The 18,210-nt window shown below is 29.2% G+C and carries 17 protein-coding genes; 6 read left to right on the top strand and 11 right to left on the bottom strand.

What is annotated here, in order from left to right; all coding sequences use genetic code 11:
- The first annotated feature begins 28 nt into the window (after positions 1-28).
- Entirely contained in the window at positions 29-1,189 is a 1,161-nt protein-coding gene (locus H6553_13840; protein ID MCB9034914.1) for a hypothetical protein, read from the top strand.
- A gap of 124 nt (positions 1,190-1,313) precedes the next feature.
- Here H6553_13840 and H6553_13835 read toward each other — a convergent pair whose 3' ends face one another.
- The 11 genes from H6553_13835 to rlmD form a co-directional block, all read right to left on the bottom strand.
- Positions 1,314-2,174: an alpha/beta hydrolase gene (locus H6553_13835; protein MCB9034913.1), complete on the bottom strand. Its 861-nt coding sequence runs from the start codon at positions 2,172-2,174 to the stop codon at positions 1,314-1,316.
- Between the two features lie 9 nt (positions 2,175-2,183).
- Entirely contained in the window at positions 2,184-2,744 is a 561-nt protein-coding gene (locus H6553_13830) for a TetR/AcrR family transcriptional regulator (GenBank protein MCB9034912.1), read from the bottom strand.
- Positions 2,745-3,009: 265 nt separating this feature from the next.
- Positions 3,010-4,755, bottom strand: a complete 1,746-nt coding sequence (gene aspS, locus H6553_13825) for an aspartate--tRNA ligase (GenBank protein ID MCB9034911.1) — start codon at positions 4,753-4,755, stop codon at positions 3,010-3,012.
- A gap of 188 nt (positions 4,756-4,943) precedes the next feature.
- Entirely contained in the window at positions 4,944-5,303 is a 360-nt protein-coding gene (locus H6553_13820; protein ID MCB9034910.1) for a CoA-binding protein, read from the bottom strand.
- A gap of 84 nt (positions 5,304-5,387) precedes the next feature.
- Positions 5,388-5,672 (bottom strand): hypothetical protein, encoded by a 285-nt coding sequence (locus H6553_13815; GenBank protein MCB9034909.1) that lies wholly within the window; start codon positions 5,670-5,672, stop codon positions 5,388-5,390.
- Positions 5,673-5,873: 201 nt separating this feature from the next.
- On the bottom strand, positions 5,874-6,053 hold the full coding sequence (locus tag H6553_13810; GenBank protein MCB9034908.1) for a hypothetical protein: 180 nt from the start codon (positions 6,051-6,053) through the stop codon (positions 5,874-5,876).
- 7 nt (positions 6,054-6,060) lie between these two features.
- Complete coding sequence (locus H6553_13805; GenBank protein ID MCB9034907.1) at positions 6,061-6,231, bottom strand: hypothetical protein; 171 nt, start codon at positions 6,229-6,231, stop codon at positions 6,061-6,063.
- Between the two features lie 137 nt (positions 6,232-6,368).
- Positions 6,369-6,755 (bottom strand): hypothetical protein, encoded by a 387-nt coding sequence (locus H6553_13800; protein MCB9034906.1) that lies wholly within the window; start codon positions 6,753-6,755, stop codon positions 6,369-6,371.
- A 60-nt stretch (positions 6,756-6,815) separates the two neighbouring features.
- Positions 6,816-7,514, bottom strand: coding sequence for a hypothetical protein (locus H6553_13795; protein MCB9034905.1), 699 nt, complete (start codon positions 7,512-7,514; stop codon positions 6,816-6,818).
- Between the two features lie 11 nt (positions 7,515-7,525).
- Positions 7,526-8,767: a hypothetical protein gene (locus H6553_13790; protein MCB9034904.1), complete on the bottom strand. Its 1,242-nt coding sequence runs from the start codon at positions 8,765-8,767 to the stop codon at positions 7,526-7,528.
- A 317-nt stretch (positions 8,768-9,084) separates the two neighbouring features.
- Complete coding sequence (rlmD, locus tag H6553_13785) at positions 9,085-10,479, bottom strand: 23S rRNA (uracil(1939)-C(5))-methyltransferase RlmD (protein MCB9034903.1); 1,395 nt, start codon at positions 10,477-10,479, stop codon at positions 9,085-9,087.
- Between the two features lie 65 nt (positions 10,480-10,544).
- On the opposite strand from rlmD, the gene H6553_13780 reads away from it, so the two are divergent.
- From H6553_13780 to H6553_13760, 5 genes are all read left to right on the top strand, one after another.
- Positions 10,545-11,306, top strand: coding sequence for a T9SS type A sorting domain-containing protein (locus H6553_13780; protein MCB9034902.1), 762 nt, complete (start codon positions 10,545-10,547; stop codon positions 11,304-11,306).
- Positions 11,307-13,559, top strand: coding sequence for an alpha-glucosidase (locus tag H6553_13775; protein MCB9034901.1), 2,253 nt, complete (start codon positions 11,307-11,309; stop codon positions 13,557-13,559). It begins immediately after the preceding gene.
- A gap of 96 nt (positions 13,560-13,655) precedes the next feature.
- The gene (locus H6553_13770) at positions 13,656-15,566 is read left to right on the top strand and encodes a peptidylprolyl isomerase (GenBank protein MCB9034900.1); all 1,911 of its coding nucleotides are present in this window, start codon (positions 13,656-13,658) and stop codon (positions 15,564-15,566) included.
- 56 nt (positions 15,567-15,622) lie between these two features.
- Positions 15,623-16,969, top strand: a complete 1,347-nt coding sequence (locus H6553_13765; protein MCB9034899.1) for a peptidylprolyl isomerase — start codon at positions 15,623-15,625, stop codon at positions 16,967-16,969.
- Positions 16,962-17,927 (top strand): AAA family ATPase, encoded by a 966-nt coding sequence (locus H6553_13760; GenBank protein MCB9034898.1) that lies wholly within the window; start codon positions 16,962-16,964, stop codon positions 17,925-17,927. The genes H6553_13765 and H6553_13760 overlap by 8 nt, the downstream gene beginning before the upstream one ends.
- Positions 17,928-18,210 lie beyond the last annotated feature (283 nt).

Genomic DNA, 18,210 nt, shown 5'->3' with positions numbered 1-18,210 from the left:
TAAGCTACATCATATCCAACAAAAATATTTGAATTGGGTAGACAAGAAAGACAGAGAATTACCAATGGCTTTTCCTGCAATAATTGGCAATAAATATGATGGTGTATTGCTTGGTGCTGGTTTAATTAATCTAAAGCAACCTGTAAAAAATGTAGATTTTTCTGGTTTGTTGCTCTACGGATTAAAATCTAAAAAAGTAAGTGGTGTTGCGAATTTGTATTATCAACTGCAACCCAAAAACTCTATTATAAGTAATTTGAACGCTGGTGTACATTTTAAATCGTTTTCGTATAAGTTAACGCCAAAAGCACTAAAATATTATGCCATTGCTCCACGAATTGATATTGCATTTAAAAGCAAGGAACAAAAAACTAAAATTCCTTTAGAACATCAATTGAGTTTTGTAAACCATAATGTTTTAGAACAAGCTTATAGCTATCAAACGAGTAGTGATACTTTGTATAAATTTTATGCTAATGTTTTAGCTTATACTTTACAACTGCAACATCAAAAATATGCTTCTAGTTTTGGTGTTTTTATAGAGCAAAGCAAGCATTATGTAAAAACTGGTTTTGAAGCGAATTCATTTATACAATATGGTTTAAAAGATTGGAAAACTGGTGTTCATTTACGCTTTTTTGGTGGTGGTTTTTTATGGCGAGATAAAGATTTTCGTTTTGGATTAAATACTCAGTATGCTTATAATTTAAGTGGAAAAGTAGGCGAAGTAGATTATTTATATGATGGCAATTACTTTGGTAGAAATGAGCAAACAGGTTTTGCTAGTCAGCAAATTAGTGCTAATGATGGCTATTTTAAAGTGATTAGTTCGCAAAATGGTGTACATATTGGTCAGACCGTAAACTATTTATTTGCATTGAATACTATAGTTGATTTTCCTGTACCTTATGTACCTATTAAATTGTTTTTTGATGTTGGTTATTCGTTTAACAATAAACTTTCGAATGGAAATATTAATGATTTTCCTATAAAAGGATTTCAGTATGATTTAGGTTTAGTGTTTAGTTTCTTAAACAGAGGCATTGAATTTTACCTACCAATTGCTATGAGTAAAGACTTTAAAGATTACTATAAAATATATAATCCGAAATTAAAACAAAAAATAACCTTTGCTATTAATATTAATGAACTGATGTTGCATAAAAAGATTAGAACAATGCAATTTTAGTATTGTTATTTTTGTCTTGACATTTACCTGTTGGCAAACAGACAAAACGAACTAGATACTGAAATAAATTCAGGACAAGCAGCATTTAAGACAATTTTGCTTTGGTCTGTGCTTTTATTCATTTTCAAACTAACTTATCTAGTCGTTTTACTATATCTACCCAAAGTGTGTCTTTCATAGATTTTTTGAAATAACCAAAATGATCAATTTTTTTCAGTCCAAAGTCGCTTGGTTTCAATTCTGAAAAAGTAATTGCTTTTTTACTTTTTACATTTCGCCAAAACGATTGTGTGTTTTTTGTATTAGAAATAGTATCATCTACAGCATAGTAAGTATGTATTGGAAAATCAAAATTTTGATAATGACCAATAGGAACAGTCTTACCATAAAATTTTTTATCAAAAAAATAATTGTCTTTTTCTAGCCAATCTCTCCATTCAAAAACCACCTTTTTAGGTAAGTTTTCCATAAAGCCAAAAGGTTTTGCATTTACAAATCCATTTTTTAAAACACTTATTGGTGAAAAAACATAAAAGAAAAAATACGCTTTTAGTCGGTAAGGCAATGGCATATTAGGATAGTAACCTGTAGAAACTGCTATATTAATTACTCCTGCAACATTACTTAGATCTTCAATAAAACCAATTTGTTGTCCACCAGCACTGTGTCCCATGAAAATAAAAGGTAAAGTTGGAAATTTGTTTTGCAAATATTTTTTTATTGCAGGCATATCTTTTTGTCCGTAATCTGAATAAGTATAATCACAGTTTTTTAAGTTGTCGTTTGGATTGCTTCCTCTGTAATTCCATAGGCAACAGAGATAACCATTTTCTGCTAAGAAAGTTAAAAAAGGAAGATAAAATTTTGTTGGTGTAGCTGTTCCGCAATTGAATTGTATGACTGCTTTTGGATTTTTTGGTACTAGCAGTGTTCCATTAAGTGGTACACCATCATTACAAATTACTTCAAAGTTTTCTTGAGTCATATGTATTATTTATTTTTTAATTAATAATTCATTTAAAATCATTTTTGTCATTTGATTAAAATCATTTTGACTATTTTCTATTCTTGCAACTTGTACTAAAGCCATTAAACTAATAACAATTTGCTTTGCTTTTAATGTAGTATGTTGTATTGGCTTGAATATTTTTTGAGTTTGTCCTTCTTTTAAAATTTCAGTGGTCCATTTTATAATTTGTTTAGAAAAAACTAAAACTTCTTCCTTTAAAGTAGTATCTAAAGTGTTAATGTCAGAAGTTAAAGCACCAACAATACAAACTTTTTGTGTTGTAATGAGTTGTTTGTAGTAAGCAAATAGTTTATTTAATTTTTTAAGTGCTGATTCCTCTTTGGTTTTCATTATAGTTTGATGAAAAATATATTGATGATTTTGTATAACAGCAATTCCTAAATTACTTTTTGTAGGAAAATGATAGTGAATAGAAGAAGTCTTTATACCTAATGTTTTAGCAATGTCGTGATAACTAAAAGCATTATAACCATTGGCAATTATAAGATTATTAGCTATAGCAATTATTTGTTCTTTTGTATCCATATCTTTATCTATCTACTAGTAGATAGATAAAGATAGTATTCTTTTTCGAGTAAACAAAATGTAATTTGATTTTTTATCGCAGAGTCCTCTTTGAGAGACTCTGCTGAGAATATAATTATAGTTTTTTACCGTAGAGACTCTACTCTGAATATAAGATTATGCAGCTACGCAGCATTGTGCTATTTCTTTAGTTTTTCTAATAAGGTTGAAGTGCTACGCACTTCTAATAAACTAATGTATCATTGCAATTATGTATTATAAAAAACTAAACTGTAGTTTTTAAGCTCAATTCTTTTAGTTGTGCATCATCAATTGTGCTTGGTGCATCTAACATTACATCTCTACCTGAATTGTTTTTTGGAAAAGCAATAAAGTCTCGTATAGATTCTACACCATTTAATACTGCACACAATCTATCGAAACCAAAAGCCAAGCCACCATGTGGTGGTGCACCATATTCAAATGCATTCATTAAAAAGCCAAATTGTTTTTTAGCTTCTTCGTCTGTAAATCCTAAGCGTTCAAACATTTTTGCTTGTAGTGTTTTGTCGTAGATTCTAATAGAACCACCGCCAATTTCTACACCATTAATGGCTAAATCGTAAGCATCTGCTCTAACTGCACCTGGATTGGAATATAATTTTTCGATGTCTTCTTTTTTTGGTGATGTAAATGGATGATGCATGGCAAACCATCTGTTGCTGTCTTCATCAAATTCTAACAAAGGAAAGTCTACAACCCAAAGTGGTTTGAATTCGCCTTTTTTTCTTAAACCTAATTGATTGCCCATTTCTAAACGCAACTCATTCATTTGCTTACGCACTTTATCTTTTTCGCCAGATAAAACCAATAACATATCGCCTTGTTGCATATTTGCTTTAGTAGCCCAAAGTTTTAAATCTTCTTCGGTAAAAAATTTATCTACAGATGATTTTAAACTACCATCGTTATTCCATTTTAAATAGATTAAACCTTTAGCACCAATTTGTGGTCGTTTAACAAAATCGGTTAATGCATCAATTTGTTTTCTGGTATATTCACTAGAATTCGCTGCATTAATAGCGATTACTAATTCTGCATCATCGAAGACTTGAAAACCTTTTCCTTTTGCTACATCGTTTATTTCTACAAACTGCATATCAAAACGCAAATCTGGTTTATCACTTCCATACTTCTGCATCGCTTCATCATACGACATTCTAGGAAAATCACCTAGCTCAATGCCTTTAACTTTTTTAAATACTTCTTTTGTTAAATTTTCAAATACATTTAAAATATCTTCTTGTTCAACAAAAGCCATTTCGCAGTCAATTTGTGTAAACTCTGGTTGTCTGTCTGCTCTTAAATCTTCATCTCTAAAACATCTTGTAATTTGATAGTATTTATCAAATCCAGAAACCATAAGCAATTGCTTAAATGTTTGTGGTGATTGTGGCAAGGCATAAAACTGACCTGGATTCATTCTGCTTGGCACTACGAAATCTCTAGCACCTTCTGGCGTTGACTTAATTAAAAAAGGTGTTTCGATATCTAAAAAACCTTGTTCGTTTAAGAAGTTTCTAACTACATGACCTACTTGATGTCTGAACATGATTTTGTCTTTGACTTCGTTGCGTCTTAAATCTAGATAACGATATTGCATTCTCAAATCTTCGCCGCCATCAGTATCATTTTCTATAGTAAAAGGAGGTGTTTTTGCTTTAGATAAAATATTGAGTTCACTAACAATAATTTCAATATCACCAGTTGGCATATTTGGATTTTTATTGCTTCGTTCTACTACTTTTCCTTTAGTTTGAATAACAAACTCTCTACCTAAAGTTCTTGCTAACTCGCATAGTTCTTTGTTGGTTTCCATATTGAAAACGAGTTGTGTAATGCCATATCTATCTCTTAAATCGACGAAAGTCATTCCTCCAAAATCTCTTGTTTTTTGTATCCAACCAGCTAAAGTAACTTCTTGATTTAAGTGTTGTAGATTTAATTCGCCACAAGTATTTGTTCTGAACATAGTAAAATATTTTCCTTACAAAATTAAGCATTTTGGCTATTGTACTACAAGAATGAATAATAATTAATAATTAAAATATCAAGAGAAATTAATCAATTGGTATTAAAGATAAATTTTACTCGAATTGCAACTAATAATTTAAATTGTATATGACTAAAGATTACAAAACCTCACAGTGATTTTGTATATCAATACTTTCCAATACTCAATAACACTAAGGTACAAGCATCTAATGTTTCAATATTTTGTGCTTGTGCTAATTGTTGTAATTCTGCGTTTTCTGTTCCTGGATTAAAAATAATTCGTTTAGGTTGCTGTGCTAAAATATAATCGTAGTACTGTGTTTGTCTTGTTGGATTTAAATACAATGAAATAGTATGTATATCTTCATAATTTTTCCAGTCTGTTTCTACAGGAATATTTCCAATCATTCCATTTTCAAAACCAAGTGCTATAGTTTCAATATCATTAGCTTTTAATTTTTGCACTGCTCTGTTGCTATATCTATCTGGTTTTAAACTTGCACCAAGTACTATTGTTTTTTTCATATAAACAAAGATACTGCTTGTATTTAAGATATACAGAAAAAAGCATTGCCAAAGTTCTAAACTTTGGCAAGCTATATTTAGTTTTTAAAATTGATAGGAGATGCCAAGTTTTAAATACATCATATTAGAACCTGAAGACCTATAGTTAAAATCTGTTTTCTTTTTTTCGCTTAAAAAGCCACGCCAACCAAACTCTGTTTTGTAACTTAAGTTATCTTTAATTCTAACTTCATATGCTGTGTTTATAATACAACCCAATCCAAAATATTTATAATTATTAGATTCTACTTTGTAATTATCGCTTCCCATAAAATAATATTCTATATAATCATTTCTTCTATCAAAAGTACCACGAGTGGTAATACCCAAACCTAGAGATAGTTTATTATTAGGTTTGTTTAGTAAATAACTTTTTAAATATGTACTAAAACTACTAGTTGAGTTTTTACTGGTGTAAATCTATATTCGCCAATTAAAATATCAACACTAGGAAAAACAACCATATCGTTGCTAGTTTTAAAACCATGTGTATATAGTAATTCATTTTCAATAGCTACATATTTATGAAAATTATAGGCTGTAATTTAAGCCCAAACCAAGACCAACATAAACCGTAGGTTTTCCAGAAATAAAACTTACTTCTAAGCTTGGTTGTATACTGTGTTTATTATTTATTGGTATACTATCTTTTGCATTACTATCTATACAAAATACTAATAATGTGAGTATTATTATAAATTTAGCTCTCATTATTCTTTTACTCTCTTTTTTGTATAGTATATCTTAAATAAGGTGTAAAATAAATATGTTCGGCACTTTGCACAGAAAGCAAATATTGAAATTGCGATTTGATGCCTATGCTAAACTTATCATTAATAGCGTATTCATAAGCTAATTGAAAAGGTAATCCAAATTCTGTTACTTTCAAATCTGATATTCCAACAAAAGATGGATATGGAGTATTATTATATATTAAATTTATATTTGGTGTTCTTATGAAACTAAATAATATACCAGTACCAAGATGTATGGAATTCTTTTTAAATGTAAACTTTTTATTAAAAGTTATTTGCGTTGCAAATATCTATCTACCATTTTGCCGTTATAATCAAATGTAATGTCTGGTTGAAATGGATTTTGTGGTATGTCTCCATATGTAAAATTTCTACCAAACCTATTATAATCCATACCCATAGAAATATAAAAATTTCTTCTTAGCATTATATTAAACTCTCCAAACAAATTAAAACCAATCGGCTTTTTTCTTTGTAAATCTATAAGTCCTGTATTCTGGCCTGCAGGTGCTTCAAAGTCTAATACTTTATTCCAAATACTATACGATAGACCAATGCCAGAAGTAATAGAAAACCTATTTTGTGGTTTAGGTGCTTTTTCTTTTGCTTGTATACCAGAACAAAGCAATAGAAAAATACAAAAAACAAATTTATTCATGGTTTTAGTTTTAAAAAGCATTGCCAAAGTTTAGAACTTTGGCAATGTTATATTTGGTTTTTAAAATTGATAGGAGATGCCAATTCCTGCTTTTAGAAAGCTACTACCTCCTGTTCTATATTTTTCATTTTTTTCTCTGTCGTAAGCTCTTTTACTTAAATCTGTAAAATAATGATTGTACCCAAAAGAAAAATTCAATCCTATATTGTTTTTTAAAATATAAGTATAACAAATATTACTTGAAATTCCTAGGTCATTATATTGCTCAAAAAAAGTTTGAGTAATTATTAATTCTGGTGCTGAACTTCCATTAGGTTGCAAATCTACTATCCCAGAAGTAATTACATCTGTTATATTTCTATATTCAATAGCTAACCCAAGCTTAAGTTTGCTTTTAGTATTGTTAATGCAATAAAAATTTCCTTTTATGTTTAATAATATACTAGAAGTTAGACTTGGAACTTTCTTGTCAAAACTAATACTACCATTTATACCATCTAAGTAATTCTCTTTCCAATCATTTAAATTTCTTTTTGCTCTATTAAACCCTAAAGAAGTTTGTAAGCCAATCCAACGATTAAATACATATTCATAATTTACATCAAACATAAACCCATTCGTAAAGTATTGATTATGTTTATTATAATACATATTGCCGCCAATATTATGCCTTTTTATTATTGATATAGAATCATTTTTTGCAGAAACCTGTACACAATTAAATATCAATATGATAATTACTAAATATTTGTATTTCATAATTATATTTATTAATAGATAATTGGTAGTGTAAATTGAACACCATTCATATTATATATTGGCCAACTTTGTTCAGTTCCATTTCCAAGATTAGAGTTTAATTTATTCGTATTATAGAACATTATTCTATCATATGTAGTATGACCAACATGGTCATCTTTATTGCCTATATTTATATTAACACTAAAAGGTATTCTAATTCCAGCTATTTCAGCTTCAACATTAATATTTAAATTTATCCATTCTTTTAGACCACCATCATCTTCATAAATCCCAAACACTTGGTTGAATTCCAAAATATTCCATGAATGATCCCAAATATAGTTTAGTGTAAACCACTTTCCTTTATCTTTTCTACTAAAATTTCTTCCTTGTAAGTTACTTGCATTAACTGTACTATTGGAATTATTAATATTTAAAGGAGCTTTTGCTATATAAAACCTAAACTCTGGGCCACCCATTAAAAATCCTTCATGGTCACTAGTATATTTAAATCTTCCTAAGTTAACATACATTGGATCTAAAATAGTACTTGTTGAGCTAGTTGTTGTTCCGCTTCCTGAAGTGCTACCACTATTTGGGTCATATGGATCTACTTCTTCATATATCTCGATAGGAGCTATTCTGTTATTATCAAACTGACCTATAACTAATACTGGTTCTTGTAGTGCTAATGTTTCATTAACCAATATAGCAGCTAATTCTTCTTCGTCATCTCCTTCTATTTTCCAACCATCATTTTCCTCTTCTTTAATCTCATCTTGGTAAGTTACTGCAAATGTTTCTGGTGTTGGATAATCTTCATGATAAGGAAAGTAAAACTCTACATCGTTTTCTACTAGTTCATCAATAAGTGTTTGTGTTGCTAAAGTTCTTGCATTAGCATTGGCTGTTATTCCTAACTCATTATAAATAGCTTCGGCAATTTTACTTGGCTTGTCTAAAATAGTATTCCACTTATTAGGTAAAATTTCTTTAAAGTAAACGGCTTCGTCTCTCCATTCGTGTTTGCTTGTAATAGCTCTAACGCTTTGGTAAATTTCTTGTCTTACTGCTAGATCTTTAACAATCTTTGCCATTAATAGAGCAGCTTCTTGATTAATTTTAGCACGATGCTGTTGCTCGGCTGTTAAATTAGTTTGTGGTTCTTGTTTTAACACTTCTTCTTTTTTACAAGCGTTAAAAGTTAACAAAGCAAATAGTACTATTACTAGTAGTTTTGCTGTTTGCTGTTTGCTGTTTGCTGTTTTCATATTTTTTATTTTGTTCACAAATATAAATATAAAAACTTGAAAAATAAAAAATATTTTATAAAACAATAAAATTTGAACAAATTAAATTTATAAGTAGTTGTTTTTGTGTACTTGTTAATAGTTATAGTGCAAATATGTTATAAGTAAAATGAAATACCAAAACAGTTTTACAGCTTTTGTGACATGTTAAAATTGAAATATAAATATGTTATTTATTGATTATGAGTTATATGCAATAAAAAAAGGTGCTTTTTTGTGACATATTAAGAGAATAACATTGCCAAAGTTTAGAACTTTAGCAATGTTATAGTATGAGATTAATCTTCTTTCAACTCTAACAGCACCATATTTTCTACATGGTAAGTGTGTGGAAATAAATCAAATGCTTGGCTTTTTATAATATTATATTTTTCTGCTAATAATGCAACATCTCTGGCTTGTGTAACTGGATTACAGCTTACATACACTATAGTTGGTGGCAATTCTTGTAAAAAAACTTGTATCACATTAGGATGTAGTCCAGCTCGTGGTGGATCTACAATAATTTTATTTGGTTTGCCATGTTGTGCAATAAAATTTTGGTCTAACAAAGCTTCTACAGTTCCACTTGTAAAAGAACAATTGTCTATTTTATTGAGTGTTGCATTAAAATTGGCATCATCAATAGCTTCGGGAATTTGTTCAATACCAATTACTTGTTTGCATAAATGGGCAATGTATAAAGCAATACTTCCAGTTCCAGTGTATAAATCGTATACAATTTCGTTAGTGCTAAAATTGCCAAACTCAATTATGGTGTCATATAGTTTTTTTGCTTGTGCAGTATTCGTCTGAAAAAATGACTTTACACCAATTTTGTATTGTACATTTCCAAGTTGTTCTATAATATATTCCTTTCCAGAATAATTAATAACATTTAAATCGTAAACAGCATCATTCTTTTTGGTATTGATAGCATAGTTTAAAGAAGTTATATTTTTAAAATTCGTTTTAATATAATCTAATAGTTCAAAATTCTTGTCATCGTTTTCACCAAAACTCAACAATAACATCCATTCTCCAATGCTAGTATTTCTAATCATTACATTTCTTAAGTTGCCTTCATGAAACTTTACATTGTAAAAAGACATATTATTATCTATAGCAAATTGGTAAATAGCATTTCTAATTGTGTTGGCAAAATCGTCTTGTAAATAACATTTATTAATGTGTAATATATGTTCAAATCGTTTTGGAATATGAAAACCTAAAGCATTTCTATTAAATTCCAAACCACTTTTTATTTGTTCGTCTGTTAGCCAAGCTCTATTAGAAAAAGTATATTCTGTTTTGTTTCTATAAAATTCGGTTTTGTCTGCACCAACAATTGGCAAAACAGTTTCAATATTTAATTTGCCAACTCGTTTAAAAGCATCTGCTACAATTTGCGTTTTGTATTTCAATTGATTAGTATAACTAGCATGTTGCCAAGTACAGCCACCACAAGTTCCAAAATATTCACAAAATGCATTAATTCTATCATTAGAAGCTTGTTTTACTTCAATGATTTCTGCTAGTGCAAAATCTTTTTTTTGTCTCGTTAATCTCACATCAACAACATCATTTGGCAAAGCTTTACTAACAAAAATTACTTTGCCATCAACTCTTGCAATTGCTTTTCCTTCGGGAGCAATTTGCTCAATTACAATATCTTTAAGTATAGTTCTCTTCATTTATGCTACAAATTTACTACATATATTGAATATTAAATTTTAGATTTTTTGTAAATTTGAGAGTTATGAAGCAATTGCTACTTTTTATATTTTTCTTATCTTTTTTTAATACAATATTTTCTCAAATAATACAAGAAAACTTTAATACGGATGATTTTAAAAATACTTGGACATTGAGTAGTAATGTAGAACATGCATTGGCTATTGGAAAAGATTACTCTAAATTTGTTCGCTTTCATCCAAAATATCAAAATGAACATATAATAATGCCAAATTTTGTTACTGATGGAAACGCTTATCAAATTAAGTTTGATTGGAACAAAGCTAGAAATAATAGTTTAGATTCAGTACAATTTCAAGTTTCTAATGACAATGGAACTTCGTGGCAAAGTATATATAGTATTATTAATGGTAATGAAAGAAACTGGATAACTGATTCTTTTGTTATTACTTTAAATGGAAATACATTAATTAGATTACTATATCAATCAACAGGCACATTTCCTTCACAGTATTTCAATTTTGATAATTTTATAGTAGAAAAAATAAATCTCACTGCAATAAAAAACAATGCACAAGTTTTAAATTGTAGCATTTATCCAAATCCAAGCACAAACTTTATTAATATAAAAGTAAATAGTCAAAATATAGATAGCTATATTTTACAAATTATAGACAACTCCGGAAAAATACATCACCAGCAATCACTTAATAGTATTTATAATATTTTACTTGGTATTGATGTATCTTCCTATACTAAAGGAAATTATATTGTTAATATTTATAATGATATGTATCAATATTCTAAAAAAATAATAATTCAGTAAATGAAAAATATTATACCAATTATATTACTATTAGTGTTTGTAATTATATTTACTTCAACTAAATCTGCAACTGTTGGCTCGTTTCAGCAGTTTATTCTGGTAAATGATAGCAATACACCAATAACTCAATCTTTCTCTCTGAGTAATTTTACTATTAATTGGAATGCTAGTAATTTACAATTAAGTATTCGTAATAATGGAAAAATATTATGGCAAAATCTATCAAATACAGGATTTATTGGTGCAGCTATTGGCGATGAAACTATTACAGAACAAGCAGGTTCTTTTTCTATAAAAGATAATATTCAAAACATAACTACACATCAAACGGTACATCAAATCTTAGCAACACTAGATACTATTTATATTATTGGTGATATTTTTTTAGCTAATGATACTATTGAGTACACATTAACTTTCTCTCTAAACCAATATGGCGACTTACATTTTTTGCTTACTACTAATAACTTAAACTACAATCGATTGTTTTTGAGTTATGCTTGTAATAGCAGTGAGCAGTTCTTTGGTTTAGGCGAACAACAATCTCATTTTAATCATAAAGGCAATAGAGTGCCAATTATAGTGCAAGAACAAGGTGTTGGAAGAGGTGATGTTTATAGCAATAATCCAATTGAAAATTTTATAGTAAACTTAGTTTTAGGTAATGCAGTTGGCGATGATTACACTTCTTATAAAGTAGCACCACATTATATTAGTTCAAATATTAATTCATTGTATTTAGAGAATTATGAATACTCTGAATTTGATTTTACTAAAAACAATCAAGTGCAAATTGAACTTTTTTCTACTACAATGCAAGGCAATATTATTTATGCCAATACAGTTTATGATGTATTTAAATCATATACTAATTTTTGTGGTAGAATGAATGTCTTGCCAGATTGGATTAGCAATGGTGCAATAATTGGCATGCAAGGTGGTACTCAAAAATTTTATAATGTTTGGCAAACACTCAATGATGCAGATGTACCAATTACTGCTTTTTGGTTACAAGATTGGGTTGGACAAAGAACTTCTGCTGTTGGTAAACAGTTGTGGTGGAATTGGGAATTAGATAATCAACATTATCCAAATTGGAACAATATTTATGATACACTACAACAAAACAATATTCAACTAATGGGTTATATCAATCCGTTTTTAGTAAGAGTAAATGGCGAAAAACCTAACTTTAGAAGAAATCAATATGCAGAAGCTAGAGACAATAATTATTTAGCTTTAAATCATAATGGCAATATTTATCAAGTTCAAAATACATCTTTTTCTTCTGCTATTTTAGACTTAAGTAATGATGATGCTATTGAATGGACAAAAGATATTATTAAAGATGAGCTACTAGCAAGAGGTTTAAAAGGTTGGATGGCAGATTTTGCAGAAGCTTTACCTTTTGAAGTAGAATTACATAGTGGAGAATCTCCTAGTACTTTTCATAATAAGTATCCAGAAGTTTGGGAAAAATTAAATAAAGATGCTATTAACGAAGTTGGATTAACTGATAGTATTATTTTCTTTTCTAGAGCAGGTTATGCTCAAAGTCCAAAATATACAACACTGTTTTGGCAAGGCGATCAAATTGTAGGTTGGGGCGAAAACGATGGATTAAAATCTGCGGTAACTGGTTTACTTTGTGCTGGCTTGTCTGGTTTTACCTTAAACCATAGCGATATTGGTGGATACACTTCTATAGGTGTAGAATTACTAAATGTAACTTTCTTAAAACGAAGTCAAGAGTTGTTGAGAAGATGGACAGAAATGGCAGCTTTTACACCAGTATTTAGAACACACGAAGGTTTAGGTCCAGATAAAAACTATCAAGTATATCAAGATGATAGTACAGCACAGCATTTTGCTAAGCAAGCAAAAATATTTCAAGCTTGGTTTTTTTATAGAAAACAACTTATGCAAGAAGCTCAAGACTATGGTTATCCAATATGCAGACATATGTTTGTAGAGTTTCCGAATGATGTAAATACATATACCATATCTTATCAACAATATATGGTTGGTAAAGAGTTATTAGTGGCACCAATTTTAAATCCCAATACTACAAAAACTAGTGTTTATTTACCACAAGGAACTTGGGAAAACTTATGGACAGGAGAAATTATTAATAGCACAGGTCAAACTATTACAGTTACTGGTTTAACTGATAGAGCAGCAGTTTTCTTTCCACAAGGTTCTACAATAGGAAATACATTTAAACAAAATCTAGTTAGTGCAGGTGTTTATTAAAGCCATTACTTGTTAAAAATAATTAAAAGCTTTGTAATCATTTGAAATATCTATTTTATGCTACAAAAATTGGTATTTTTGATTAAAATAAATGTTATGAAAAGATTTTTACCTATTCTTTTAATATTTTCATTTGTAACCAATAGTAAGGCAAGCGACGAAGTTTTATTTACTGTTGGTGGAAAACCAGTTACACAATCGGAGTTTGAATATATTTATACCAAAAATAATTTTAATAATCAAGCAAACTATAGTAAACAATCATTAGACGATTATTTAAATTTATATATCAATTTTAGATTGAAAGTTGAAGAAGCACTAGCACTTGGTTTAGACAAAGATGAAAAACTAAATGCAGAACTAAATACTTACGAAAAACAACTACTCAATGCCTATATTGATAAAGAAGTCTTAGATAAAGTACTACAAACCGAATACGATAGAAGCAAACAAGATGTTAATATTAGTCATATATTTATAGCTTCTAATCAAGGTGATGATGATGAAATTGCTGAACAAAAAATCAAGAACATTTATCAAACGCTACAAAAAGGCAATATTAATTTTGAAGACTTAGTTTATATGTCTGACGATAAAGCTTCTGCTGCTAAAAACGGAAATTTAGGTTGGTACAATAGTTATCAAATTATCTATCCAGAAATTGAAAATGCAGTGTATAGTTTAAAAAAAGGAGAAATCAGTCAACCAATAAAAACAAAATTAGGTTATCATATATTAAAATTAAATGATACTAGAACTGCATTACCAAAAATTAAAGTTGCAGTTATTAAAAAATTTAAACCATTAGATGGTGATTCGACTAGAAGCAAACAAGTAGCAGATGATGTTCAAAATATCTACAATCAATTAAAAAAAGGAGCCGATTTTACTGAGATGGTAAACTTGTATAGCGAAGACGAACTATCTAAGAAAAATGGAGGTATTTTACCTTGGTTTGGCATTAATGAGTTTTTTTCTGGATTTGAAGATGCTGCGTACAGTTTAAAAAACATAGGTGATATTTCAAAACCAATCGAAACAAAATCTGCATGGTATATCATTCAAAAATTAGATGAACAAAAACCTGTAGGTTATAATGAAGCAGCAATTACATTAAAAACAAAATTATTAAATAGTAATCAATATGATTATGCATTAGACCAATTTCTAAACAAACAGAAAGCAGAGAACAACTTAGTAATAGACAATCACAATAGAGTGTTATTTTTACAACGACTACAAGATTTAGCTAAAACATATCCATTTAAATATCAAGAAAAAGATAATCCATTAACAGTAGCTACTATTGGTAATGTTGATATTAATGAAAACGATTTAGGTAAAAATATAGAAAAAATATATTATTCATTTAATGTAGATAAAAACATCGACAGAAATTATGCTTTAATTGATGAAGCAATTAATATGATGGTGCTAGAAAATTTCAAGCAAAATGTAAAAGACAACAATACAGAATTTAATCAGCTGATGAATGAGTACAAAAATGGAATTATGATTTTTGATTTGTCTGAAAAAAATGTGTGGAATGTAGCTGCATCAGATTCTGCTGGAATTGAAAACTACTACAATACACATCTCAACGAATTTACTACACCAAGTACTATGGACACTAGAACATTTGAGTTGAGCAATAAAAAAGTAGCTAAAAAAATATATAAAACAATTAAATTAACACCAGATATTGCTACAAATGCAGTGATAGATCAAGCTAAAGTATTAGGCGATAAATCTGTTACTGTAGATAAACAAGTAGATGAAGTAGACAAAAATTCACCATCAGTATTATATAGTTCAGATGGTACTAAATACTTTATTGTACAAGAATGTAATTTTAACGAATCTAAAGTAAAACCACTCGATGAATGCAGAGGTTTTGTGATTGCAGCGTATCAAAATCAAATAGAAAAAGATTGGATAAATACACTTCAAACTAAGTTTCCTGTAAACATTAACGAAAAAGTGCTTCAAAAAATGATAAAAAACTAAATTTCACATTTAGAAAAAACAGAAAACACTACTTTTGTATCAATTCAATAAAAAATATGTATAAATATTGCACCATATTAATTTGTTTATTTGCACTTCAAGCCAAATCGCAAAATATATTACTAGATAAAATAGATGCTATTATCGACGATAAAATTGTACTACACTCTGATATAGAAAACCAAATTATTTTACTTGGATTAGAAGAAGAAGATTCAGTAGATTCTAGATGCGAGTTAATGTATCAGTTAATTTTTAATAAAGTACTTACTAACGAAGCAGAAAAAGATTCGTTACCAATTTCTGCCGACGATGTAGAAGACGAACTCAATAGAAAAATAAACTACTTTGTATCTATGGCTGGTTCGGTAGAAGCATTTGAAGATTACTATAAAAAGAACATAGAACAAATTAAAGACGATTACAGACAAGATGTAAAAGAACAAATGTTTGCCGATGAAATGCAAAGAACAATTGTTCAAGACATTAAAATTACACCATCAGAAGTAAAACAGTTTTACGATAAAATACCAAAAGACCAACTGCCATATTTTAATGCAGAAGTAGAAGTAAAACAAATTGTCATTAAACCAAAAATTAGTGCAGAACAAGATAGCTTGGCTTACGCAAAAATTAGTAAAATTAGAGATGATTTAAAAAGTGGCAAATCATTCGAATTACTAGCAACACTTTATTCAGAAGATATTGGTTCAGCACAAGATGGAGGAAATTTAGGTTGGGCTTCTAGAGGCAACTTTGTAAAAGAATTTGAAGCAGCAGCTTTTAAATTACAACCTAATGAAATTTCAGACATCGTTAAAACAGATTTTGGTTATCATGTTATTCAATTAAATGAAAGGAGAGGCGACCAAATAAATTTAAGACATATATTAGTTCGTCCAAAATCTACAGCAGATGATGCAGAATTAGCTTTTAATACTTTAGATTCTATACGAAACTTAATTATAGATAAAAAACTCTCTTTTTTTGATGCAGTTCAAAAATACTCTGATGATGAAAACTCAAAAACAGTTGGTGGTTCATTACTCAACTACGAAACAGGAAGCACCGTTTTAGATATTACTACACTAAAAGAAGATCCAGAATTATACCAAGCAATAGATCAATTAAAAGTAGGCGAATTATCTAAACCCAAAATGTATCAAACGCAACAAGGCGAAACAGCGTATAGAGTTTTATTACTAGAAAGCAGAAGCGAACCACATGTTGCAAACTTACAACAAGACTACGACAGAATTCAAACAGCAGCTAAATCATCTAAAGAAGAAGAAGTAATGCAAAAGTGGTTTGAAAAAAAATTACAAAAAACTTATCTTCAGTTAGATGATAGCTATAGCAATTGCGAAAATTTAAAAAAAATCACAAACCAATCTTATGAGTAAATTCGAAAATGATGTGCAAGGAATAGATAGCTTAGCTAAAGATTATCAAGCTTTACTGCAAGAAATTCATAAAGTAATTGTTGGTCAAGAAGAAGTTATAGAACATGTACTGTTATCAATTTTTTGCGATAGTCATAGCTTGCTAGTAGGTGTTCCTGGATTAGCAAAAACATTACTCGTAAAAACAGTTGCCGATGTACTTGATTTGAATTTTAAAAGAATACAGTTTACACCAGATTTAATGCCATCTGATATTATTGGTGCCGAAATTTTAAACGAAGACCGACAGTTTAAATTTAATAAAGGACCAATATTTGCTAATATTGTTTTAGCCGATGAAATTAATCGTACACCACCCAAAACACAATCTGCTTTACTAGAAGCCATGCAAGAAAGACAAGTAACAGCAGCTGGATTACAACATACACTAGAACCACCATTTTTTGTACTAGCAACACAAAACCCAATAGAACAAGAAGGAACTTATCCATTACCAGAAGCACAATTAGACCGTTTTATGTTTAATATAGTGTTAGACTATCCTAAATATAACGAAGAAATAAATATAGTAAAAACTACTACAACAGACAGTGATGTTAGCGTAAGCAAAATGATAGATAAACAAAAAATTATTGCTTACCAACATCTAATAAGAAGAATGCCAATTGCAGATAATGTAGTAGAATATGCAGTAAAACTAGTAAGTTCTACTAGACCAAACACCGACAAAGCAGCAGCTATTGTAAATGAATTTGTAGCTTGGGGAGCAGGACCAAGAGCATCGCAAGCATTAGTTATAGCAGCCAAAGGATATGCTGCTATACATGGTAAATACTCACCAGACATAGAAGATGTACAAGCAGTAGCATTGCCAATATTACGACACAGAGTAATTAGAAACTTTAAAGCAGAAGCCGAATCAGTTTCTCTAGAAAAAATACTAAAAGAGTTGTTGTAGACTAATATATTTTATTATTATAATAGTATATTGTACTTCTATTGATTTCAGAAATAGTTAATACTAACTGCTTTTTATACCATGAGTTACGCACATGGTTACTTCAATTGAAGTATTTCATACAAATAGAAAGTAGTGCGTATTACTTTAACTTTATTAGCACGATACATGCTCTTTTAAGCAGTAAAGCGTGGCGTAACTACACAATCTAAAATAATAACCTATTTTTCCTAATGCGTAATTTGAGTTAATTCAAATTATTAAGATTTGCACAAATACTTTA

This window comes from Chitinophagales bacterium (assembly GCA_020636535.1).
Taxonomy (GTDB): domain Bacteria; phylum Bacteroidota; class Bacteroidia; order Chitinophagales; family JADIYW01; genus JADJSS01.
Note: the sequence above shows the minus strand (reverse complement) of the source record. Positions and strands in the feature narration are given on the sequence as shown.

Bases quoted from the DNA above. Each gene is read 5' to 3' on its own strand.
- H6553_13835 (MCB9034913.1), bottom strand. From the start codon at position 2,174: ATGACTCAAGAAAACTTTGAAGTAATTTGTAATGATGGTGTACCACTT.
- H6553_13830 (MCB9034912.1), bottom strand. From the start codon at position 2,744: ATGGATACAAAAGAACAAATAATTGCTATAGCTAATAATCTTATAATT.
- aspS (MCB9034911.1), bottom strand. From the start codon at position 4,755: ATGTTCAGAACAAATACTTGTGGCGAATTAAATCTACAACACTTAAAT.
- H6553_13820 (MCB9034910.1), bottom strand. From the start codon at position 5,303: ATGAAAAAAACAATAGTACTTGGTGCAAGTTTAAAACCAGATAGATAT.
- H6553_13810 (MCB9034908.1), bottom strand. From the start codon at position 6,053: ATGAGAGCTAAATTTATAATAATACTCACATTATTAGTATTTTGTATA.
- H6553_13800 (MCB9034906.1), bottom strand. From the start codon at position 6,755: ATGAATAAATTTGTTTTTTGTATTTTTCTATTGCTTTGTTCTGGTATA.
- H6553_13795 (MCB9034905.1), bottom strand. From the start codon at position 7,514: ATGAAATACAAATATTTAGTAATTATCATATTGATATTTAATTGTGTA.
- H6553_13790 (MCB9034904.1), bottom strand. From the start codon at position 8,767: ATGAAAACAGCAAACAGCAAACAGCAAACAGCAAAACTACTAGTAATA.
- rlmD (MCB9034903.1), bottom strand. From the start codon at position 10,479: ATGAAGAGAACTATACTTAAAGATATTGTAATTGAGCAAATTGCTCCC.
- H6553_13780 (MCB9034902.1), top strand. From the start codon at position 10,545: ATGAAGCAATTGCTACTTTTTATATTTTTCTTATCTTTTTTTAATACA.
- H6553_13775 (MCB9034901.1), top strand. From the start codon at position 11,307: ATGAAAAATATTATACCAATTATATTACTATTAGTGTTTGTAATTATA.
- H6553_13770 (MCB9034900.1), top strand. From the start codon at position 13,656: ATGAAAAGATTTTTACCTATTCTTTTAATATTTTCATTTGTAACCAAT.
- H6553_13765 (MCB9034899.1), top strand. From the start codon at position 15,623: ATGTATAAATATTGCACCATATTAATTTGTTTATTTGCACTTCAAGCC.
- H6553_13760 (MCB9034898.1), top strand. From the start codon at position 16,962: ATGAGTAAATTCGAAAATGATGTGCAAGGAATAGATAGCTTAGCTAAA.